The sequence below is a fragment of the Streptomyces sp. NPDC012835 genome (genome assembly GCF_042900885.1).
Lineage (GTDB): Bacteria > Actinomycetota > Actinomycetes > Streptomycetales > Streptomycetaceae > Streptomyces.
Genome location: NZ_JBIBBW010000003.1, coordinates 278,341 through 296,507 on the forward strand (window position 1 = coordinate 278,341; position 18,167 = coordinate 296,507).

The window sequence follows — 18,167 nt, forward strand, 5'->3', positions numbered from 1 at the left end:
TGAGCCGCCGAGCCTCCTTCCACCCCCGCTTGAACATGTTCAAAAACGGGTCTACAGTCCAGGACATCAGCTTTTTGAACACGTTCAAAGGGAGGGTGGGGGATGGACCTCACTGTTGTCGCGTATGTGGCCTACCTGCTGATCAGCGTGGCGCTCACCATGTGGGTGGCCCGGACGCTCAGCGGAAACGGGCGTGTCTTTCTCGCCGACGTGCTCCAGGGGAACGAGAAGCTCGCCGACGCCGTCAACCACCTCCTGGTGGTCGGCTTCTACCTGGTCAACCTCGGCTTCGTCGCGCTGTACCTGAAGGCGGCCGACGCGGTGACGAACGCGCGCGGCCTCTTCGAGGCGCTGTCGGTCAAGCTCGGAGTGGTCCTGCTCGTGCTCGGCGTCATGCACCTGGGCAATGTGTACGTGCTCAACAGGATCCGGCGGCGCGGCATCATGGAGCGCGACCAGATCCCGCCGGTGGACCCGCAGGGGTGGACCGGCGGCCCCACGCCGGCGACGGGTGTGTGAGCGCGGTGACCACCGGACCCGTACGGCAGCTGCCCGTCGACCGGCTGCCCGCCCTGCGGACGCCCGCAGCGCCGCCCCCGGCGCGGCGGGCCCGGGCCCGCCGGTCCGCCGCTCCCCGGCCCCCGGCTCCCCGGCCGATGGCTCACCGCGGCCCGGCGCGGCGGACTCCCGTACGGCGGCTGACGGTGCTCTACGACGCCGACTGCCCGCTCTGCGTACACCTGCGGGCCTGGCTGATCCGGCAGCGCCAGCTCGTACCGCTCGACCTGGTCCCGGCCGGGTCGCGGGAGGCACGGCGGCGCTTCCCCGGCCTCGACCACGCGTCGACGCTCAAGGAGATCACCGTCATCGGGGACAGCGGGCAGGTCTACCGGGCCACCGCCGCCCTGATCGTCTGCCTCTGGGCGCTGGCCGAACACCGGCCCCGGGCCAACTGGCTGGCCACCCCGGCCGGTGCGCCCTTCGCCCGCGTCAGCGTCCTGGCCGCCGCCAAGTACCGGGCGCTGACGGCGTCCCCCTGCGACGGGGCGTGCGAGGTGCCCGCGCCGTCGGATTAGGCTCGGGGACTGTGAAGGACGAGAAGGACCAGAAGGACACCCGGCCCCCGGCCGCCGCCCCGGCGCCCGCCCCCAAGAGCGAGCAGACCCGCACGCTCATCCTCGAAACGGCGCTGCGGCTGTTCCGGGAGCGGGGGTACGACAAGACGACGATGCGGGCCATCGCCAAGGAGGCCGGGGTCTCCGTGGGGAACGCGTACTACTACTTCTCGTCCAAGGAACATCTCGTCCAGGGCTTCTACGACCGGATCGCCACCGAGCACCGCGCGGCGGTCCGGTCCGTGCTGGACCGGGAGGTCCGGCTGGAGGCGCGCCTCGCCGGTGTGCTGACGGGATGGCTCGACATCGCGGAGCCGTACCACGAGTTCGCCGCCCAGTTCTTCAAGAACGCGGCGGACCCCGACAGCCCGCTCAGCCCCTTCTCCCCCGAATCGGAGGCCACCCGCGAGGCGGCCATCTCCGTCCACCGGGAGGTGCTGGCCGGCTCCCGGACGAAGGTCCCGGCGGAGCTGGCGGACACGCTGCCCGAGGTGCTGTGGCTGGCGCAGATGGGGCTCGTGCTGTTCTGGGTGTACGACCGCTCGGAGGGCTCGGAGCGCTCCCGCCGGCTCGCGCTGCGCGGCGCCCGGCTGACCGCCCGCTCCGTCGCGCTCTCCCGCTTCCGGGTGCTGCGTCCGCTGATGCGGGAGGTGCACGACCTGTTCGCCGACTTCCTGCCGGGCATGGCGCGGACGGCGGCCTCCCGGGCCGGGAAGTCCTGAGCGGACGTCACGGCGCCGGGCGGCGCGCTCACGCCTGGCGGGAGGCCAGCTCCACGACGGTGATGTCGGACGGCGCCCCGACCCGTACGGGCGGACCCCAGGCACCCGCGCCGCGCGACACGTAGAGCTGGGTGTCCTCGTACCGCTCCAGACCGGCGACGGTGGGGTTGGCCAGCTCGGCGACCAGACTGCCCGGCCACAGCTGACCGCCGTGGGTGTGGCCGGAGAGCTGGAGGTCGACGCCGTGGCGCACCGCGTCGTGGATGACCACCGGCTGATGGGCGAGGAGTACGGACGCCCTGGCCGGGTCGCGGCCGCCGAGTGCCTTGGCGAAGTCGGGGCCCGAGCCCTCGCTCTCGCCCGCGATGTCGTTGACCCCCGCCAGATCGAAGCCCGCGATCTCGACGCGCTCGTTCTCCAGGGGCCGCACGCCCAGTTCGCGTACGTGGTCGACCCATTCGGCCGCCCCCGAGAAGTACTCGTGGTTCCCGGTGACGAAGAACGCGCCGTACCGCGACTCCAGGCCCGCGAGCGGCTCGGCCGCCGGGCCCAGGTTCTCCACGGTGCCGTCGACCAGGTCGCCGACGACCGCGATCACGTCGGGCCGGGTGGCGTTGATGGTGTCGACGATGCGCTGGGTGTGGGCGCGGCCCAGGATCGGGCCGAGGTGGATGTCGCTGACGACGGCGATCCGGACGCCGTGGGCGGCGCGCGGCAGCTTGGCCAGCGGGACGGTGATCCGCTTGACGCGGGGGCCGCGCATGACGCCGTACATGCCGTTGCCCACGGTCGCGAGGGCCGCGGCGGCGGCGGCGCCTCCGACGACCCGGGAGACGAACAGCCTGCGGGACGGTGCGGTGGTGGCCGCGGGCGCGGAAGCCGCTGTCGAGCCGGGGGCGGCGGACGGCTCGGGCGGAGCGGACGGCTCCGCGCCCTCCGGCGCCGGGGGTACGGCGACCGGCTCGGGCGCGGGCTGCGGCACTTGGGAGGCTTGGGACGCTTGGGGCACCGCTCCCATGGACCGCTTCGCCTCGCCGTCCCGGCGGAGCGCTGGCAATCTCCTCAGTAGAGGCCGCAGCGCCTCGCCCACCAGCAGTGCCAGCAGCAGATACAGCAGCATCGCCAGCCAGAGGAACCCGGGCCAGGCCAGCGCCTGCTGCAACCAGAAGGGCGTGCCCACGCGCCCCGAGACGGCAGCGCCCACGGCCAGCAGCGGCAGGATCACCGCGGCGACCGTGCCCGCCCCGCGAGCGACGCCCCCCGGGACCGTCGTGTCGCGCACCAGGCGCAGCCACAGGTACCAGTGGGCCGCCGCGACCAGCGCGACGGCCACGAGCGCCACCAGAACGACGACGACCACCACGAACGAGCCCCCTTATTCCTTTTATCCCTGCTTGTCCGCGTTGTCAGTGCTGTTCGCGGCGGAGCGCACGTACGCCCCGGAACCCGATGACGCCGATGGCCGTCCCCAGAAGAAAGGACACGATGGCGAGGGTCAGATGCACCCAGAAGTACGCCGTCGGAGCGCCGGCGTCGTCGAAGGCGAGTCCGCTGCCGTCCTGCCAGAGGTTCTTGACGAAGGTGACCCAGATGAACCAGCTCCAGACCCCGAACGCGAGCAGGAACCAGGACACGGGGCGGCTGAGCTTCATGGGTTCAGTATCGCCGGGGCCCTCCGCGCCCCGGTGGCGGGGTCCCGGGGAACGGCCGTCGCCGGGGCCATGTACGTTCTCGGTCGTGTCCGCTCTGAAAAAGACCGCTGTGACGGTCGCCGCCGCGCTTCTGCCCGTCCTGACCGCCGTACCCGCGTCGGCGGTCGGAAAGGCCGACGGCCCCGACCGGAATCAGCCGCAGCCGCCCGCCTCGATGTCCACGGTCGGCGGGGCGAGGCTCGGTGTGGCGGGCACGCAGGTGGAGTTGGGGGCGGGCGCGCCGGTGCTGCCCAAGAAGCTGAGCGGCCGGTCCTGGATCGTCGCGGACGCCGAGCACGGCGATGTGCTGGCCGCGCACAACGCGCACTGGCGGCTGGCCCCGGCCTCCACGCTGAAGATGCTCTTCGCCGACACCCTGCTGCCCCGGATGTCCAAGGACGACAAGCACAAGGTCGCGCCGGCCGATCTGGAGGGCATGGGCGCGGGCAGCAGCCTGGTCGGGGTGAAGGAGAACCTGACCTACAGCGTCCACGACCTGTGGCTGGGGGTGTTCCTGAAGTCCGGCAACGACGCGGTGCACGTGCTCTCGGAGATGAACGGCGGGATCGGCAAAACCGTCAAGGACATGCAGAAGCACGCCGAGGAGCTCCAGGCGCTGGACACCTATGTCGTCTCGCCGGACGGGTACGACGAGAAGGGCCAGGTCTCCAGCGCGTACGACCTCACCCTCTTCGCGCGCTCGGGCCTCCAGAAGAAGGACTTCCGGGAGTACTGCGCGACGGCGACGGCCCAGTTCCCCGGGGAGAAGAAGAAGGGGAAGAAGCGCGAGACCTTCGAGATCCAGAACACCAACCGGCTGCTGACCGGCGCCAACGGTGTCGCCCAGTACCCGGGGATCGCCGGGGTGAAGAACGGCAGCACCACCCACGCGGGTACGACCTTCACCGGCGTCGCCGAGCGGAACGGCAGGAAGCTGCTGGTCACCGTCATGAACCCGTCGTCCACCGAGCCGCACGCGGTGTACCAGGAGGCGGCGCGGCTGCTGGACTGGGGTTTCGCTGCCGCCGGCAAGGTGACGCCGGTCGGCGAGCTGGTGCCGCCGAAGTCCGCCACCGAGGAGGCCGGCGCGAGCCCCACCCCGGTGAGCGGGAAGAAGCCGGGGGCCGCCGCTCCCGCCGAGGCGGTCACCGCGGCGAGCAACGGCGGCTCGGACGGCGTGGGCATCGCGCTGGCCGTCGCGGGCGGGGTGCTGATCGCGCTGGCGGGAGGCGTGTTCCTGGTCAACCGGCGCTGGCCGCTGCCCGATCTGGTCCGCCGCCGTCCGCGTCCGTAGCCTCGCCGCCCCCGCCCCCGTCCCCGCTGCCGCCGTCGTCCGCCCGCTCCGCCTCGGCGCGCCCGCGCGTGGCCGTCCAGGCGGCGCAGAACAGCAGCAGCTTCGCGGTGAAGTTGATCCACAGCAGCAGCGCCACCGGCACCCCGAACGCGCCGTACATGCTCTTGGCCGCCACGCCCTTCATATAGCCGCCGAGCAGCAGCTTGAGCAGCTCGAAGCCGACGGCGCCGACGAGCGCGGCGACCACGAGCCGGCGGCGCGGCGGCTGTACGCGGGGCAGCAGCGTCAGGACGTACAGCAGGAGCAGGAAGTCGGCGAGGACCGCCACGGCGAGGGCGGCGATCTGGAGCAGCACGCCGCCCGCGCCGCCCTCGGGGATGCCGAGGCGGGCGGCGGTCCAGCCGATGGCCGTGGAGCCGAAGCCCGAAGCGCCCAGTGAGGCGAGCCCGACGGCGCCGAGGCCGAGGAGCACCAGCCCGTCCTTGCCCTTGAGCACGACCGGGTTGCCCTCTTCGCCGGCGTCCAGCTCCCACACGGCCCGCAGGCACTCGCGCATCGAGCCGACCCAGCCGATGCCCGTGAAGAGGAGCAGCGCGCCGGCCACCAGTCCGACCGTGCCGGCGTTGGCGACGAGGGCGTTGATGTCGAGCTGGTCGGAGATGCCGGGCACTTGCTTCTCGATGCCCGCCTGGAGCCGGTCGAGCTGCCCCTTGCTGAGCAGTGCGGCTCCGACCGCGGCGCCCACGGTGATCAGCGGGAACAGCGCGAGAAAGCTGATGAAGGTGATGGCGGCGGCGAGCCGCGCCCAGTGGACGCGGTCGAGCGTCTCGTACGAGCGCCAGGCGTGAGTCCGCATCAGGCGGGCCACGAACGGACCGATGACGGGGAGTTTCTTCAGCCAGTCCATGGCGAAGATCTACCCACGGATCGGCGAACATGCGTGGAAGGCGACACGAATCCGGGCCCGCTTCGCTCGGCGCGGGCCGCTCAATCACCCGTTCATACGAGTTCATCCGGGCAGCCCAACAAACGCGACAAAGAATGCGCTATGAGGGCGATACGGTCACCTCCATGTCTGTCGACACCGCCGAGCACGGCTCTCACGCGCACGACTACGACAACGACTACTACGACGACGATTCCGTCGTCTCCCTGACCGGCCGGGGCGGCACCGCCCCGACGACCGCGCTGCGGTTCGCCCCGCGCTCGCCCGACGAGGTGGCAGCGGCGGTGCGCGGCAGCGGGGCGCGCGGCGCCATCGCGCGCGGGCTGGGGCGCGGCTGCGGCGACGCGGCGCAGAACGCGGGCGGTTCGGTCCTCGACATGACGGGGCTCGACCGCATCCGCGCGCTCGACGCGAACGCGGGCGTCGTCGTGTGCGAGGCGGGGGTGAGCCTGGGCCGGCTGACGGAGGTGCTGCTGCCGCTGGGCTGGTACCCGCCGGTGGCGCCCGGCAGCGGGCGTACGACGGTCGGCGGGGCCATCGCGGCGGACGTCCACGGCGGCAACCATCCGGCTGCGGGGTCCTTCACCCGCCATGTGGAGTCGCTGGAGCTGCTCACGGCGGACGGCGAACGGCGGACGGTCCCACCCTCCACCCGCCTCTTCGACGCGACGGCGGGCGGCCTGGGGCTGACGGGGGTGATCCTGTCGGCGACCGTGCGGCTGCGACGCGTCGGGACCTCGCTGCTGCGGGTGGACACGGAGCGGGCGACGGACCTCGACGACCTCCTGGCGCGCCTCACGGCGGCGACCGGGACGGCGGGCGCCGATTCCGGGACAGGCACCGGGGCGAGTGGCGCGGCGGGTTCCGGGACAGGTGCCGGGCGCGCCTCCGGGTACACCGTGGCCTGGGTCGATCTGATGGCGCGCGGGACGGCCCTGGGGCGCTCCGTACTCCTGCGCGGGGAGCACGCGCCGCTCAGCGCCCTCCCGCCGCGCGCCCGGCGCAGGCCGCTCACCCACCGGCCGGCCCGGATCGCCGCCGACGCGCCCGCGCCCGTACCGCCGGCCGGGCCGGTGGGGCGGGCGGCGGCGGCCCTCTTCAACGAGGTCTGGTACCGCACGGCCCCCCGCGCGCGCACCGGTGAGCTGCGGCACCTCCCGGCGTTCGGCCGGCCGCCGGGCGGCCCGGTCCGGCGGCCCGGGATCTACGGACGCGACGGCTTCGTCCGCTACCAGTTCGCCGTCGGGTACGGGCAGGAGGAGGCGCTGCGCCGGATCGTGGAGCGCGTCGCGCACCGGGGCTGCCCGGTCTTCCCCGCCGAACTCACCTGCTTCGGCGCCGGCGGCCCCGGCTGGCTGTCGTTCCCCACGCCCGGCTGGACGCTCGCCATGGAACTGCCGGTCGCCGGCCGGTCCTGGCTCGCGCCGTTCCTCGACGAGCTGGACGAGGAGGTCGCGGCGGCCGGCGGCCGGGTCTGTCTGGCGCAGGACGCCCGGCTGCGCCCGGAGGCGCTGGCCGCGATGTATCCGAGGCTGGCGGAGTTCCGGGCGCTGCGGGCCGAGCTGGATCCGCGGGCGGCCTTCACCTCGGACCTGTCCCGGCGGCTGTCGCTGTAACGCCCCGACGTAACGCCCGACCACGCTCAATCGCAAGGAGCACTGAACGATGAAGGACGCCTTCGGCACCCCGCAGTCCCTGCTCGTCCTCGGCGGCACGTCGGAGATCGGGCTCGCCACCGCGCGCCGGCTGATCGCCCGCCGTACCCGTACGGTCTGGCTAGCCGGCCGCCCCTCCCCCGCCCTGGAGACCGCGGCCGGCCGGCTGCGGAGGCTGGGCGCGGAGGTCCGTACCGTCGCCTTCGACGCGCTGGACCCCGGCGCGCACGAGGAGTCGCTCGGGAAGGTCTTCGCTGAGGGCGACATCGACATGGTGCTGCTCGCCTTCGGAGTCCACGGCGACCAGGCGCACGACGAGGCGGACCCGCTCGCGGCGGTCCGGGTCGCGCAGACCAACTACACGGGGGCGGTCTCGGCGGGGCTGGTGTGCGCGGGCGCGATGCAGACGCAGGGGCACGGCTCGCTGGTGGTGCTGACTGCGGCGGCCGGTGAGCGGGCCCGCCGGGCCGACTTCATCTACGGGTCGAGCAAGGCGGGCCTCGACGCGTTCGCGCAGGGGCTGGGGGACGCCATGCACGCCACGGGGGTGCACGTCATGGTGGTGCGGCCGGGGTTCGTCCGGACCCGGCGGACGGCGGGGCGCCCGGAGACACCGCCGGTCACGACCCCGGAGGCGGTGGCGGCGGCGATCGAGCTGGGGCTGCGGCGACGCTCGGAGACGGTGTGGGTGCCGGGGGCGCTCCGGGTGGTGATGGCGGGGGTGCGCCATCTGCCGCGTCCGCTCTTCCGGCGGCTGCCGGTCTGATCCTCCGGCGGCCGGGTCCGGGGCAGGGGCGACAGACACGGGCCCCGCGCCCCGGAAGCCGGCGCTCAGGGGCGCAGCGTGGGCCGGTCCAGGTCGGCCGAGGTGCTCTGGGAGGGAACCGCCGAGGTGTCCCCGCCGCCGCCGAACGCGTACTCGTGCAGCTTGCGCCACACCCCGTCCGTGCCCTGCTGGTACAGGGCGAAGGAGGCGCAGCTCCAGGCCGCGCCGTAGTCGGACAGCTCCTCGTATGCCCGGTCCATCGCCTCCTCGGCGATGCCGTGGGCGACGGTCACATGCGGGTGGTAGGGGAACTGAAGCTCGCGGACGAGCGGCCCCGACGAGTCCCTGACCCGCCGTTGGAGCCACATACAGGCCGACGCGCCCTCCACGACCTGGATGAAGACCACCGGGGAGAGCGGGCGGAACGTACCGGTGCCGGAAAGACGCATCGGGAAGGGCCGGCCGGCCGACGCGACCGCGGCGAGATGCGCCTCGATCGCGGGCAGCGCGGACGCGTCGGCCTCCGTGGGCGGCAGCAGCGTGACATGGGTGGGGATGCTGTGTGCGGCGGGATCGCCGAAGCCCGCACGCCACTCCTGGATCAGGCTGCCGTACGGCTCCGGGACCGCGATCGAAACGCCGAGCGTTACGGTCCCCACATCGTGCTCCTCAGTAGTCCGTAGTAGTCCGTGTGCCGGGTGGGTGGGTGAGAGCGGGACCTCAGTGCTTGGCGGGCAGGAAGCCGACCCTGTCGTACGTCTGGGCCAGCGTCTCGGCCGCGACGGCGCGGGCCTTCTCCGCGCCTTCCGCCAGGATCGCGTCCAGCGTCTCGGGGTCGTCCAGATACGCCTGGGTGCGGGCCCTGAACGGAGTGACGAAGTCCACCATCACCTCCGCCAGCTCCGTCTTCAGCGCACCGTAGCCCTTGCCCTCGTACCTCCGCTCCAGATCCGCGACGGAGACGCCCGACAGCGTGGAGTGGATGGTGAGCAGATTGGACACGCCGGGCTTCTCGACGGCGTCGAACCGGATCTCCGTACCGGTGTCCGTGACCGCGCTCTTGATCTTCTTCGCGGTGGCCTTGGGCTCGTCGAGAAGGTTGATCAGGCCCTTGGGGGTGGAGGCCGACTTGCTCATCTTGATCGTCGGGTCCTGGAGGTCGTAGATCTTCCCGACCTCCTTGACGATGTGCGGCGACGGCACCGTGAACGTCTGCCCGAAGCGGCCGTTGAAGCGCTCCGCGAGATCGCGGGTCAGCTCGATGTGCTGGCGCTGGTCCTCGCCCACCGGGACCTCGTTGGCCTGGTAGAGCAGGATGTCCGCGACCTGGAGGATCGGGTACGTGAAGAGACCGACCGTGGCGCGGTCGGCGCCCTGCTTGGCCGACTTGTCCTTGAACTGGGTCATCCGGGACGCCTCGCCGAAGCCCGTGATGCAGTTCATCACCCAGCCGAGCTGCGCGTGCTCGGGCACATGGCTCTGGACGAAGAGCGTGCAGCGCTGCGGGTCGAGCCCGGCGGCGAGCAGCTGGGCGACCGCGAGGCGGGTATTGGCGCGCAGCTCGGCCGGGTCCTGCGGAACGGTGATGGCGTGCAGGTCGACGACCATGTAGAAGGCGTCGTGGGTGTCTTGCAGCGCTACGTACTGGCGCACCGCACCGAGGTAGTTCCCGAGGTGGAACGAGCCGGCGGTGGGCTGGATCCCGGAGAGGGCGCGAGGACTGTCGGATGCCATGTTCACCATTGTCTCAGGTGCGACCGACAGCTCCGCGACGCAACCGCCCGGACCCCGGCGGCCCGGCCGACCCGCCCCGGCGCGGCCGACCCGAGCCGGACCCGAACGCACCGAGCCGGACCCGAACGCACCGAGCCGGACCCGAACGCACCGAACGGCGCCTAGAGTCCCTCTTTGTGTTCCTTGGGATGATCTGCGCGCTGGGCGCCGCCGTCTGCTACGGCACCGCCTCCGTCCTCCAGGCCGTGGCCGCCCGCGCGGCCGAGCCCGGTACCGGGTCGGGGGTGGATACGGCGCTGCTGGTGCGGGCGGTGCGGCAGTGGCGGTACGTCGCGGGGCTCGGTCTGGACGGGGCGGGGTTCGTCCTCCAGATCGTGGCGCTGCGGGCGCTGCCGATCTACGCGGTGGGCGCCGCGCTCGCCGCCAGTCTCGCCGTGACGGCGGTGGTGGCGGCGCGGCTGCTGCGCGTACGGCTCAGCGCGACCGAGTGGGGCGCGGTCGCGGTGGTCTGCGGCGGCCTCGCGATGCTGGGGCTGGCCTCGGGGACGGAGGGCGGCGGTACGGGTCCGGTCGCCCTGCGCTGGGCGATGCTCGCGGTCGCGGGCGCCGTTCTGCTGCTCGGCGCGGTCGCGGGAGGGCTGCCGGACCGGCCGCGCGCGCTGGTGCTGGGGCTGGGCGCGGGGTTCGGGTTCGGGGTGGTGGAGGTCTCGGTCCGGCTGATCGACTCGGCGGACCCCGCCAACCCGGCGGTCTACGCCCTGCTGCTGGGCGGCGGGGCGGCGTTCCTGCTGCTGACCTCGGCGCTCCAGCGCGGTGCGGTGACGACGGCCACGGCGGGCCTGGTCCTCGGCGAGACGATCGGCCCGGCGCTGGTGGGCGTGGTCTGGCTGGGCGACCGCACCCGCGGCGGGCTGGAGTGGCTGGCGGTGGCGGGGTTCGCGGTCGCGGTGGCGGGGGCGCTGACGCTGGCCAGGTTCGGGGAGCCGCCGGTGGCGCGGGACGGGGCCGGTCCCGTGGAACCGCTGGAGCGAACCCGCCCGAGATAATTGACCGCTCGTTTCATTATCTCTTACAGTGCAGCGGTGGCCAGGACCAAGGAATTTGATCCGGACGCCGCCTTGCGGGCAGCCCTGGAGCTGTTCTGGGAGCGCGGTTACGAGGCGACCTCGATGGCGGATCTGGTCGAGCGTCTCGGCGTCGGGCGCGCCAGTCTCTACGCGACCTTCGGCAACAAGCACGAGCTGTACCTCAAGGCGCTGGACCGGTACAACGAGTCCCGCGACGGGGAGCTGCTGCGCGAGCTGTCCCCGCCGGGCCCCACGCTGCCCGCCGTCCGCGCGGTGGTACGACGCTTCGCCGCCGAGGCCGGCACCGGCGAACACCGCCTGAACGGGTGCTTCGTGACCAACACCGCCGCCGAACTCGCCGCGCGCGACCCGGCGGCGGCCCGCCGCGTCGAGGCGAGCTGGGACCATCTGGAGACCCTGCTGCACTCCGCGCTGCTGCGGGCGCGGGCCCAGGGCGAGCTGCGCACCGACCGCGATCCGCGCGCGCTCGCGCGCATGCTGCTGGTCCTCATGCAGGGGCTGCGGGTGACCGGCAAGGCGTCGAGCGACCCGGCCAGGGTCCGCGAGGCCGCCGACCAGGCGCTGGCACTGCTGGACTGACCGCCGCACCACCCCTCGACGGGTGCCCGCACGCTGCCCACATTCTGGAACGTACGATCAAATATCAATCCCGTTCGGAACCCGACAAGGGAGTCGTCACCATGTCCGCTCGCTTCACCGGCAAGACCGTCCTCGTCACCGGAGCCGGTTCGGGCATCGGCCGCGCGGTCGCGCGCGCCTTCGCCGCCGAAGGGGCCTCGGTGGTCGTGTCGGGCCGCACCGCCGCCCCGCTCGACGAGACCGTCGCCCTGATCGGGAAGGAAGGCGGTACGGCCGTCACGATCACCGCTGACGTGACCCGCTCCCCGGAGGTCGGCAACCTGGTCGGCCGTACCGTCGAACGCTTCGGCGGCCTCGACATCGCCGTCAACAGCGCGGGCGTCTTCCGGGGCGGCACGCCCGTCGCCGATCTCGCCGAGCGGGACTGGCACACCCTGCTCGACGTCAACGTCACCGGCGTGCTGCTCAGCCTCCAGGCCGAGATCGCCCGGATGCGCGACCAGCCCGGCGGCGGCGCCATCGTCAACATCTCCTCCAACCTGGGGGCGCACACCCGCATCCCGGGCGCGGCCGGCTACATCGCGGCCAAGGCGGCCGTCTCCGCGCTGACCCGGGCCGCCGCCCTGGACCACATCGCCGACGGGGTCCGCATCAACGCCGTCAGCCCCGGCCCGGTCGCCACCGCCATGTCGCTGCGGCCGGGCGAGACGGACACCGACCGGGCGGCGCGGATGACGGACGAGTCGCCGCTGGGCCGGGTCTCCTCCACCGCCGAGGTGGCGGCGGCCGTGCTCTACCTGGCCTCGCCGGAGGCGGCTTCCGTGGTCGGCACCGACCTGGTGGTCGACGGCGGCGCCGCCGCCTGACGAGCACGGCGGCGCACGGGAGGGCGAGCGGCTCCGTCAGCTCCAGGTCATGTTGGTCTCCCGCTCGAAGCCGACGTATGCGGCACGCCGGAACGCCTTCGCCATCGGGACGTTGCCCAGATCCACGGCCACCCGGATGCGCGGCACGCCCCGGGAGGAGACAGGCGCGACGATCATGGCGATCATGGGTCTGTCCCTCCTCTCACGGTCGTGACCCCCGGCCGTGTGCCGGAGGCCCGACCGTGAGACCCACCCGCCCCGTCGAGCCGCGCGCAAACCTTTCTCCGCCCGCCGGTCAGCCGCCGTACGGCCGGGTGATCGCTTCCAGCGCGTGACCGGACGGGTCGAGGAAGTAGACCCCGCGCCCGCCGTCGTTGCGGTTGATCTCGCCCGGCTGCTTCTGGTGCGGGTCGGCCCAGTAGTCGAGCCCGTCCGCCTGGATCCGCCCGAAGATCCCCTCGAACTCCGCCTCGGTGACCAGGAAGGCGTAGTGCTGCGCGGTGATCGACTCCGCCGGGAGGGTCGCGAAGTCGAGGGTCACGTCGTTGCTCAGTACGACGGGGACGAACGGACCGAATTCCGGGGCGACTTCGAGGTCCATGATGTGCGCGAAAAAGGCCGCGGACTCATGCTTGTCCTTGGAGTGGACGATGGTGTGGTTCAACTGAACGGACACGGTGGATTGCCTCCGTAAGGCAGTCTCACGGGCACCTCCATGCCTCACCCGGCCGGTGACCGGCACGCGATGCCGCACAAGGAAGCCTAAAACGGACCGGCCCCGCTGTCACGACGGCAACACACGGCACAGCGCCTCCAGGGCGCCCGCCCACGCGCTGTCGGACGGCGTTCCGTACCCCACCACCAGCGCGTCGGGGCCGGGCGGCGCCGCCGGGTGCGGGAAGGACGGGTGCGGGAAGGACGGGTGCTGGAAAGACGGGTGCTGGAAAGACGGGTGCGGGAAGGAAGAGTGCGGGAAGGACGGGTGCCGGAAGTAGGACAGGCCCTGCAACGCCAGCCCCTGGTCGCGGGCCGCCGCGAGCGTCGACTGCTCGGTGCCGGGCGGGAGTTGGACGACCGCGTGCAGTCCGGCCGCGATGCCGGTGACGCGGACCTCCGGGGCGGCGTCCGCGAGGGCGGCGGTCAGTTGGTCGCGGCGGCGCCGGTAGCGCCCGCGCGCGGCGCGGATCTGACGGTCGTAGGCGCCCGAGGTGATGAACTCCGCCAGCGTCAGCTGGTCCGGCGTGCCCGACAGCCGGTCCGTCTCCCCCTTCGCCGCCACCACCTCCCCCACCAGCCGTTCCGGCAGCACCATCCACGCGAGTCGCAGCCCCGGCGCCAGGGACTTGCTCGCCGTGCCCAGGTACACCACCCGCTCGGGGTCGAGTCCCTGGAGCGCCCCCACGGGCTGCCTGTCGTACCGGTACTCCCCGTCGTAGTCGTCCTCCAGGACCAGCCCGTCCGTGGCGCGCGCCCAGTCGACGGCCGCCGCCCGCCGTTCGGGGTGCAGGGCGCCGCCGGTGGGGAACTGGTGGGCGGGGGTGAGCAGTACGGCTCCCACACCGGCGGCCCGCCCCGTACCGCCCGGCCCCACCAGCTCGTCCGTACGGGTGCCGCGCGCGTCCAGCGCGAGCGGGGGCGTCCGCAGTCCGGCCTCGGCGAGGATGCTCCGGTGGGCGGGAAGCCCGTACGCGTCGACGGCCACCTCCCGCACCCGGCGCGCCCTGAGCACCTTGCCCAGCAGCGCCAGCCCGTGCGCGAAGCCCGAGCAGATCACGATCCGCTCGGGCGAAGCGTGCACCCCGCGCGCCCGCGCCAGGTAACCGGCGAGGGCGGTGCGCAGCTCGATCCGGCCGCTCTCCTCGCCACGTCCGTACCCGAAGGCGTCGTGCGGTGCGGCGGTCAGCGCGCGGCGGGCGGCTCTGATCCACTCCTGGCGGGGAAAAGAGGCGAGGTCGGGGGTGCCGGGCATCAGGTTGTACGAGGGCCGCCCGCGCGGGTCGGGCGCGGCGGCCCGCGCGGGCTCGGCCCGCCGGGGCACGGCCCGCGCGGCGACCCGTGTCCCCGACCCCTGCCGGGCGGTGAGCCAGCCCTCGGCGACGAGTTCGGTGTAGGCGGCGGCCACGGTGTTGCGGGCGATGCCCAGATCGGCGGCGAGCGTACGGGAGGACGGCAGCCGGGTGCCGGGCGCGAGCCGTCCGCCGCGTACCGCCTCGCGCAGCGCGTCCATCAGGCCGGAACGCAGCCCGGAGCCGCGCGGATCGAGGTGCAGGTCCACTCCGCCGACGCGCGTACCGGCCTGCGGATTGGCCCAGGAATCCGTCATGGAAATGGACCATACGCCTGCGCCACCGGGCGCGTAGCTTTGTAGGTATGACGAACGAATACGCGGCCCCGCACACCCCCCGTCTGGAGTGGGCGGATGCCGCCCCCGAGGTCTTCAAGGCGATGATCCGGCTCGACCGGGCGACCCGCGAGGGCCTGGAGCCGGCACTGCTCGAACTCGTCAAGATCCGTGCCTCGCAGATCAACCACTGCGCGTACTGCCTCGACATGCACACGAAGGACGCCTTGGCGGCGGGCGAGACGGTCCAGCGCATCGTGCAGCTCAGTGCCTGGGAGGAGTCGCGGCACTTCTACACGCCGAGGGAGATCGCGGCGATCGAACTGACCGAGGCGGTGACCGTCCTGACGGACGGCTTCGTGCCGGACGAGGTGTACGAGCGGGCCGCGAAGGTCTTCGACGAGACCGAACTGACCCGGCTGATCGCCGCGATCGCGGTGATCAACGCGTGGAACCGCTTCGGCGTGACGACCCGGAGGGTGCCGGGCGGATACGAGGCCGGTCAGTTCGAGCACTGACGGGCGCCGCCGGGCGCCGATCGCGGCGCTACGGCAGCCGGCGTCCGTGACCGAGTACGTCGCCTCGGGCTCCACGGGCGGCGGCTTCGGCCCGCCCTCGCCCGCCCGGCGATCCGGCCGCACGGAGCACGCCGCGTACGAGCGTGGCGAAGCTGATGGCCGGGGCGACCACACCCCAGCAGGTCTCGTAGGCCACGGCGGCGGTCACCGCGCCCGAGGCGTGAGGCCGATCTCGGCGAACACGGTCTTGCCGACCGTTCGCGGATCGACACCCCACCGGTCGGCCGACTCCTTCCGCGACGCGACCGGCACAGCGACCGGCACGGCGAACGCCACCGGCACGGGCACCGGCACCGGCACCGGCACCCGCACCCGCACCCGCACCCGCACCTGACGGAACCGGAGTCCGGAGCGAGCCCCCCAGAGACCCCCAGTCCGGACGCGTCGCCTAAGGGCTGTCCCGGCGTCACTTCTGGGGGCCACCGCCGCTGTCCCCTGGCCATCCATGGCCGCCCCGCCTCCTGGCGTGGTGATCTCCCCTCGCTCCGGGCACCTTGACGCCTACTCACAGCGCACGCCGGTCGCGGAGCGAGTCGCGCGTCCATCCGAGTACGGCGGTCAAGCGGATCGGCTCGGGGAGACATGACGCGGACCCGTCCCGCCGAAGTGTTGTCGGGGAAACTCTCTTCGCTGTCGCCCTTACCGTCCCCAACCGGCCGGTCGTCGTGCGGCGGATGGAGTCCGCCCAGACCTGATCACCTCATCCGTCGCACCCCGCTGCGTGGAATGAGCGTGCAGGCCGTTCACCTGGGGAACCGAAAGGCCGCTGAGCGACTCGCCAATGCTTCGCACTCGCCACTCTGTTCAAGGGGTATGAGTGCGGGGCTTCGGGCGGATCAGCCGTCCACACCGGTCGGCCATTGATTCTCACGCCCCTTTGACGGCCGAAATCCGAATTCAGGCGCCCAGAGAAGCCGTGCGAAATCGGGGAGTTTCGGGAGCGGGTTCAGGAGCACTCCCCTTCGGCCGGACAGGCGGACGCTCGCCGGTCTCTCGGCGGGAACGCGTTTCCGCAGCACATTCGCCAGGCCGCCTCCGTGCGACTCGCGGTTACAGCACGGCACACACAACGGCCGAGGATTCGTCGCAGCCTCCGGACCGGCCTCGTCGCTCGGGCAACTCGCGGTGCGACAGCGGGAAAATCCCCACCACGTTCGACGGCCTCCCACACCACACACACCACGGATTCGCATACAGGTAGGCATGGCGCACACGCGACCGCATACGCCCGCAGGCGCTCATCCCCGCTGCCCTAGGTAGCTGCGAGGGCTTTCGGGATCGGGGGACCCCTGAACGAGTGACGAGGAATCGTTTTTTCGTGGCACTTTTTGCAAGATGTGCTATTCATTCCTCTCGGGCGATTCGCCCCGCACTCGTTCTGCGACATTCAGGAAAGGGAAAACGTATGCGCCTTCGCAACACCGTGGCTGCCGGCCTCGGCGCACTCACGCTTCTGCTGACCGTTTCCACCCCGGCCAACGCGGCCACGGGAACATTGGAGTACAAGCTCCGCGACACGGTGAACATGAAGAAGCTCGAACTCAAGATCACCGACCCGGAAGAAGGGAAGTGCTACACCGTTCCCGGCAACGGTCGAGACCGCGGATACTACGCGTACAACGGCACCGATGCTTCCGCCACTGTCTACTACGGGTTTAATTGCGAGGGTGCGACCCGCAAGATTGCCCCGGGGAAGACCGGCGTGGATCGCGGAGGCCACTGGTATTTCGGGTCGGTTATCTTCTGGAAGGTCTGATTCCCGGCGCTGCCCCCGTCACGCCACCGCCCCGGTACAGCGCGCGACGCTGTACCGGGGCGGAGCCGTGTCAGGAGTCGCGCAGCCACTTCTTCCACGTCGGCCCGTTCTCCTCGACCCACTTCTCGGCCGCCGCCTCCGGGGACATCTTCCGGTCCGCGATCATCAGGGCGACCTCGTTCTGCTGCTCCGTCGTCCAGGCGAAGTTCTTCAGCAGAGCCGCCGCGCCGCCGCCCTCGCGGGCGAAGTCGGCGTTCAGGAACTTCCGGAGCGGGGTGTGGGGATAGGCGCAGGCGACCTTCTTCGCGTCGGCGTCGCAGCCTTCCTTGTAGGCCGGGAGCTTGACCTCGGTCATGGGGACCTTCTGGAAGAGCCACTGCGGCTTGTACCAGTAGGTGAGGAAGGGCTTCTTCTCCTTCGCGAACTGCTTGATCTGGGTGATCTGCGCCGCTTCGGACCCGGCGAACACCACCTGATAGTCGAGCCCCAGGTTTTTCACCAGCGCCTTGTCGTTCGTGACGTACGACGGCGAGCCGTCCAGCAGCTGCCCCTTGCCGCCGCTCTCGGCGGTACGGAGCTGGTCCGCGTACTTGTCGAGGTTGTGCCAGTCGGTGATGTCGGGGTGCTGCTCGGCGAAGTACGTCGGTACGAACCAGCCGATGTGGCCCGTGACCCCCAGTTCGCCGCCGGGCGCGATCGTCTTCTTGTCGGTGACGTAGCGCTGCTCCTGTTCGGGGTGGCCCCAGTCCTCCAGGATGGCGTCGACCCGGCCCTGGCTGAGGGCGTCCCAGGCGGGCACCTCGTCGACCTGCACCGTGTCGACGCGGTAGCCGAGTTCGTGTTCCAGCAGATACGTCGCCACCGCGACGTTGGCCTGTGCGCCGACCCAGGACTGCACGGAGAGGGTGACGCTCTTCGAGCCGCCCGCGTTGGCGTACGGGGACGCCTGCTTGGTCATGTCGGCCGCGCCGCAGCCGGTGAGGGCGACGAGCGCGCCCGCCGAGGCGAGGGCGGCGATCTTCCTGTGGATACGCAT

Annotated in this window: 21 protein-coding genes; 12 read left to right on the top strand and 9 right to left on the bottom strand. The window is 72.2% G+C overall.

Translation table 11 applies throughout. The features are described from left to right. Positions 1–102: 102 nt before the first annotated feature. The 3 genes from ACFY6S_RS14545 (at position 103) to ACFY6S_RS14555 (ending at position 1,837) form a co-directional block, all read left to right on the top strand. A complete protein-coding gene (locus ACFY6S_RS14545; RefSeq protein WP_388815874.1) occupies positions 103–519 on the top strand; it encodes a hypothetical protein in 417 nt (138 codons plus the stop codon). 137 nt (positions 520–656) lie between these two features. Further along, on the top strand, positions 657–1,076 hold the full coding sequence (locus ACFY6S_RS14550) for a thiol-disulfide oxidoreductase DCC family protein (protein ID WP_388817946.1): 420 nt from the start codon (positions 657–659) through the stop codon (positions 1,074–1,076). 11 nt (positions 1,077–1,087) lie between these two features. Further along, positions 1,088–1,837 carry a TetR/AcrR family transcriptional regulator gene (locus tag ACFY6S_RS14555; RefSeq protein WP_388815877.1) on the top strand — a complete coding sequence of 250 codons (750 nt, stop codon included), beginning with the start codon at positions 1,088–1,090 and terminating at the stop codon, positions 1,835–1,837. 28 nt (positions 1,838–1,865) lie between these two features. On the opposite strand, the gene ACFY6S_RS14560 is transcribed toward ACFY6S_RS14555, so the two are convergent. Both ACFY6S_RS14560 and ACFY6S_RS14565 read right to left on the bottom strand, forming a co-directional pair. Beyond that, a complete protein-coding gene (locus ACFY6S_RS14560) occupies positions 1,866–3,200 on the bottom strand; it encodes a metallophosphoesterase (protein ID WP_388815880.1) in 1,335 nt (444 codons plus the stop codon). Between the two features lie 43 nt (positions 3,201–3,243). After that, complete coding sequence (locus ACFY6S_RS14565; protein ID WP_388815883.1) at positions 3,244–3,489, bottom strand: SCO4848 family membrane protein; 246 nt, start codon at positions 3,487–3,489, stop codon at positions 3,244–3,246. Between the two features lie 85 nt (positions 3,490–3,574). On the opposite strand from ACFY6S_RS14565, the gene ACFY6S_RS14570 reads away from it, so the two are divergent. Next, positions 3,575–4,822, top strand: a complete 1,248-nt coding sequence (locus ACFY6S_RS14570; RefSeq protein ID WP_388815886.1) for a D-alanyl-D-alanine carboxypeptidase family protein — start codon at positions 3,575–3,577, stop codon at positions 4,820–4,822. Here the strand turns inward: ACFY6S_RS14570 and ACFY6S_RS14575 are convergent. Further along, complete coding sequence (locus ACFY6S_RS14575) at positions 4,770–5,729, bottom strand: YihY/virulence factor BrkB family protein (protein ID WP_388815889.1); 960 nt, start codon at positions 5,727–5,729, stop codon at positions 4,770–4,772. The genes ACFY6S_RS14570 and ACFY6S_RS14575 overlap by 53 nt on opposite strands. A 164-nt stretch (positions 5,730–5,893) precedes the next feature. On the opposite strand from ACFY6S_RS14575, the gene ACFY6S_RS14580 reads away from it, so the two are divergent. Continuing rightward, complete coding sequence (locus ACFY6S_RS14580) at positions 5,894–7,384, top strand: FAD-binding protein (protein ID WP_388815892.1); 1,491 nt, start codon at positions 5,894–5,896, stop codon at positions 7,382–7,384. A gap of 49 nt (positions 7,385–7,433) precedes the next feature. Then, a complete protein-coding gene (locus tag ACFY6S_RS14585) occupies positions 7,434–8,189 on the top strand; it encodes a decaprenylphospho-beta-D-erythro-pentofuranosid-2-ulose 2-reductase (protein ID WP_388815895.1) in 756 nt (251 codons plus the stop codon). A gap of 65 nt (positions 8,190–8,254) precedes the next feature. Here ACFY6S_RS14585 and ACFY6S_RS14590 read toward each other — a convergent pair whose 3' ends face one another. Beyond that, positions 8,255–8,848: a 2'-5' RNA ligase family protein gene (locus ACFY6S_RS14590; protein ID WP_388815897.1), complete on the bottom strand. Its 594-nt coding sequence runs from the start codon at positions 8,846–8,848 to the stop codon at positions 8,255–8,257. Positions 8,849–8,909: 61 nt separating this feature from the next. Beyond that, entirely contained in the window at positions 8,910–9,923 is a 1,014-nt protein-coding gene (gene trpS / locus ACFY6S_RS14595; protein ID WP_388815900.1) for a tryptophan--tRNA ligase, read from the bottom strand. A gap of 188 nt (positions 9,924–10,111) precedes the next feature. Here trpS and ACFY6S_RS14600 point away from each other — a divergent pair, with 188 nt between their 5' ends. The 3 genes from ACFY6S_RS14600 (at position 10,112) to ACFY6S_RS14610 (ending at position 12,456) form a co-directional block, all read left to right on the top strand. Beyond that, the gene (locus ACFY6S_RS14600; RefSeq protein WP_388817948.1) at positions 10,112–10,969 is read left to right on the top strand and encodes a hypothetical protein; all 858 of its coding nucleotides are present in this window, start codon (positions 10,112–10,114) and stop codon (positions 10,967–10,969) included. 36 nt (positions 10,970–11,005) lie between these two features. Further along, positions 11,006–11,590, top strand: a complete 585-nt coding sequence (locus ACFY6S_RS14605; protein ID WP_388815903.1) for a TetR/AcrR family transcriptional regulator — start codon at positions 11,006–11,008, stop codon at positions 11,588–11,590. A 101-nt stretch (positions 11,591–11,691) separates the two neighbouring features. Continuing rightward, entirely contained in the window at positions 11,692–12,456 is a 765-nt protein-coding gene (locus tag ACFY6S_RS14610) for an SDR family NAD(P)-dependent oxidoreductase (protein WP_388815906.1), read from the top strand. Between the two features lie 36 nt (positions 12,457–12,492). Here the strand turns inward: ACFY6S_RS14610 and ACFY6S_RS14615 are convergent, their stop codons facing one another. The 3 genes from ACFY6S_RS14615 to ACFY6S_RS14625 form a co-directional block, all read right to left on the bottom strand. Beyond that, the gene (locus ACFY6S_RS14615) at positions 12,493–12,642 is read right to left on the bottom strand and encodes a hypothetical protein (protein ID WP_388815911.1); all 150 of its coding nucleotides are present in this window, start codon (positions 12,640–12,642) and stop codon (positions 12,493–12,495) included. 109 nt (positions 12,643–12,751) lie between these two features. Continuing rightward, positions 12,752–13,132: a VOC family protein gene (locus ACFY6S_RS14620; RefSeq protein WP_388815914.1), complete on the bottom strand. Its 381-nt coding sequence runs from the start codon at positions 13,130–13,132 to the stop codon at positions 12,752–12,754. Between the two features lie 108 nt (positions 13,133–13,240). Next, the gene (locus ACFY6S_RS14625; protein WP_388815916.1) at positions 13,241–14,779 is read right to left on the bottom strand and encodes a PLP-dependent aminotransferase family protein; all 1,539 of its coding nucleotides are present in this window, start codon (positions 14,777–14,779) and stop codon (positions 13,241–13,243) included. A gap of 47 nt (positions 14,780–14,826) precedes the next feature. Between ACFY6S_RS14625 and ACFY6S_RS14630 the strand changes: the two genes are divergently transcribed. From ACFY6S_RS14630 to ACFY6S_RS14640, 3 genes are all read left to right on the top strand, one after another. Beyond that, a complete protein-coding gene (locus tag ACFY6S_RS14630; protein WP_388815919.1) occupies positions 14,827–15,315 on the top strand; it encodes a carboxymuconolactone decarboxylase family protein in 489 nt (162 codons plus the stop codon). A 247-nt stretch (positions 15,316–15,562) separates the two neighbouring features. Beyond that, the gene (locus tag ACFY6S_RS14635; RefSeq protein ID WP_389462341.1) at positions 15,563–15,709 is read left to right on the top strand and encodes a hypothetical protein; all 147 of its coding nucleotides are present in this window, start codon (positions 15,563–15,565) and stop codon (positions 15,707–15,709) included. A 1,071-nt stretch (positions 15,710–16,780) separates the two neighbouring features. Continuing rightward, the gene (locus ACFY6S_RS14640; RefSeq protein ID WP_388815925.1) at positions 16,781–17,131 is read left to right on the top strand and encodes a hypothetical protein; all 351 of its coding nucleotides are present in this window, start codon (positions 16,781–16,783) and stop codon (positions 17,129–17,131) included. A 70-nt stretch (positions 17,132–17,201) separates the two neighbouring features. Here ACFY6S_RS14640 and ACFY6S_RS14645 read toward each other — a convergent pair whose 3' ends face one another. Beyond that, positions 17,202–18,167 carry an ABC transporter substrate-binding protein gene (locus ACFY6S_RS14645; protein ID WP_388815928.1) on the bottom strand — a complete coding sequence of 322 codons (966 nt, stop codon included), beginning with the start codon at positions 18,165–18,167 and terminating at the stop codon, positions 17,202–17,204.

Coding starts and splice junctions, on each gene's coding strand:
- trpS (WP_388815900.1), bottom strand. CDS start 9,923: ATGGCATCCGACAGTCCTCGCGCCCTCTCCGGGATCCAGCCCACCGCC.
- ACFY6S_RS14630 (WP_388815919.1), top strand. CDS start 14,827: ATGACGAACGAATACGCGGCCCCGCACACCCCCCGTCTGGAGTGGGCG.
- ACFY6S_RS14550 (WP_388817946.1), top strand. CDS start 657: ATGGCTCACCGCGGCCCGGCGCGGCGGACTCCCGTACGGCGGCTGACG.
- ACFY6S_RS14580 (WP_388815892.1), top strand. CDS start 5,894: ATGTCTGTCGACACCGCCGAGCACGGCTCTCACGCGCACGACTACGAC.
- ACFY6S_RS14585 (WP_388815895.1), top strand. CDS start 7,434: ATGAAGGACGCCTTCGGCACCCCGCAGTCCCTGCTCGTCCTCGGCGGC.
- ACFY6S_RS14600 (WP_388817948.1), top strand. CDS start 10,112: ATGATCTGCGCGCTGGGCGCCGCCGTCTGCTACGGCACCGCCTCCGTC.
- ACFY6S_RS14615 (WP_388815911.1), bottom strand. CDS start 12,642: ATGATCGCCATGATCGTCGCGCCTGTCTCCTCCCGGGGCGTGCCGCGC.
- ACFY6S_RS14610 (WP_388815906.1), top strand. CDS start 11,692: ATGTCCGCTCGCTTCACCGGCAAGACCGTCCTCGTCACCGGAGCCGGT.
- ACFY6S_RS14545 (WP_388815874.1), top strand. CDS start 103: ATGGACCTCACTGTTGTCGCGTATGTGGCCTACCTGCTGATCAGCGTG.
- ACFY6S_RS14565 (WP_388815883.1), bottom strand. CDS start 3,489: ATGAAGCTCAGCCGCCCCGTGTCCTGGTTCCTGCTCGCGTTCGGGGTC.
- ACFY6S_RS14645 (WP_388815928.1), bottom strand. CDS start 18,167: ATGCGTATCCACAGGAAGATCGCCGCCCTCGCCTCGGCGGGCGCGCTC.
- ACFY6S_RS14575 (WP_388815889.1), bottom strand. CDS start 5,729: ATGGACTGGCTGAAGAAACTCCCCGTCATCGGTCCGTTCGTGGCCCGC.
- ACFY6S_RS14625 (WP_388815916.1), bottom strand. CDS start 14,779: ATGACGGATTCCTGGGCCAATCCGCAGGCCGGTACGCGCGTCGGCGGA.
- ACFY6S_RS14640 (WP_388815925.1), top strand. CDS start 16,781: ATGCGCCTTCGCAACACCGTGGCTGCCGGCCTCGGCGCACTCACGCTT.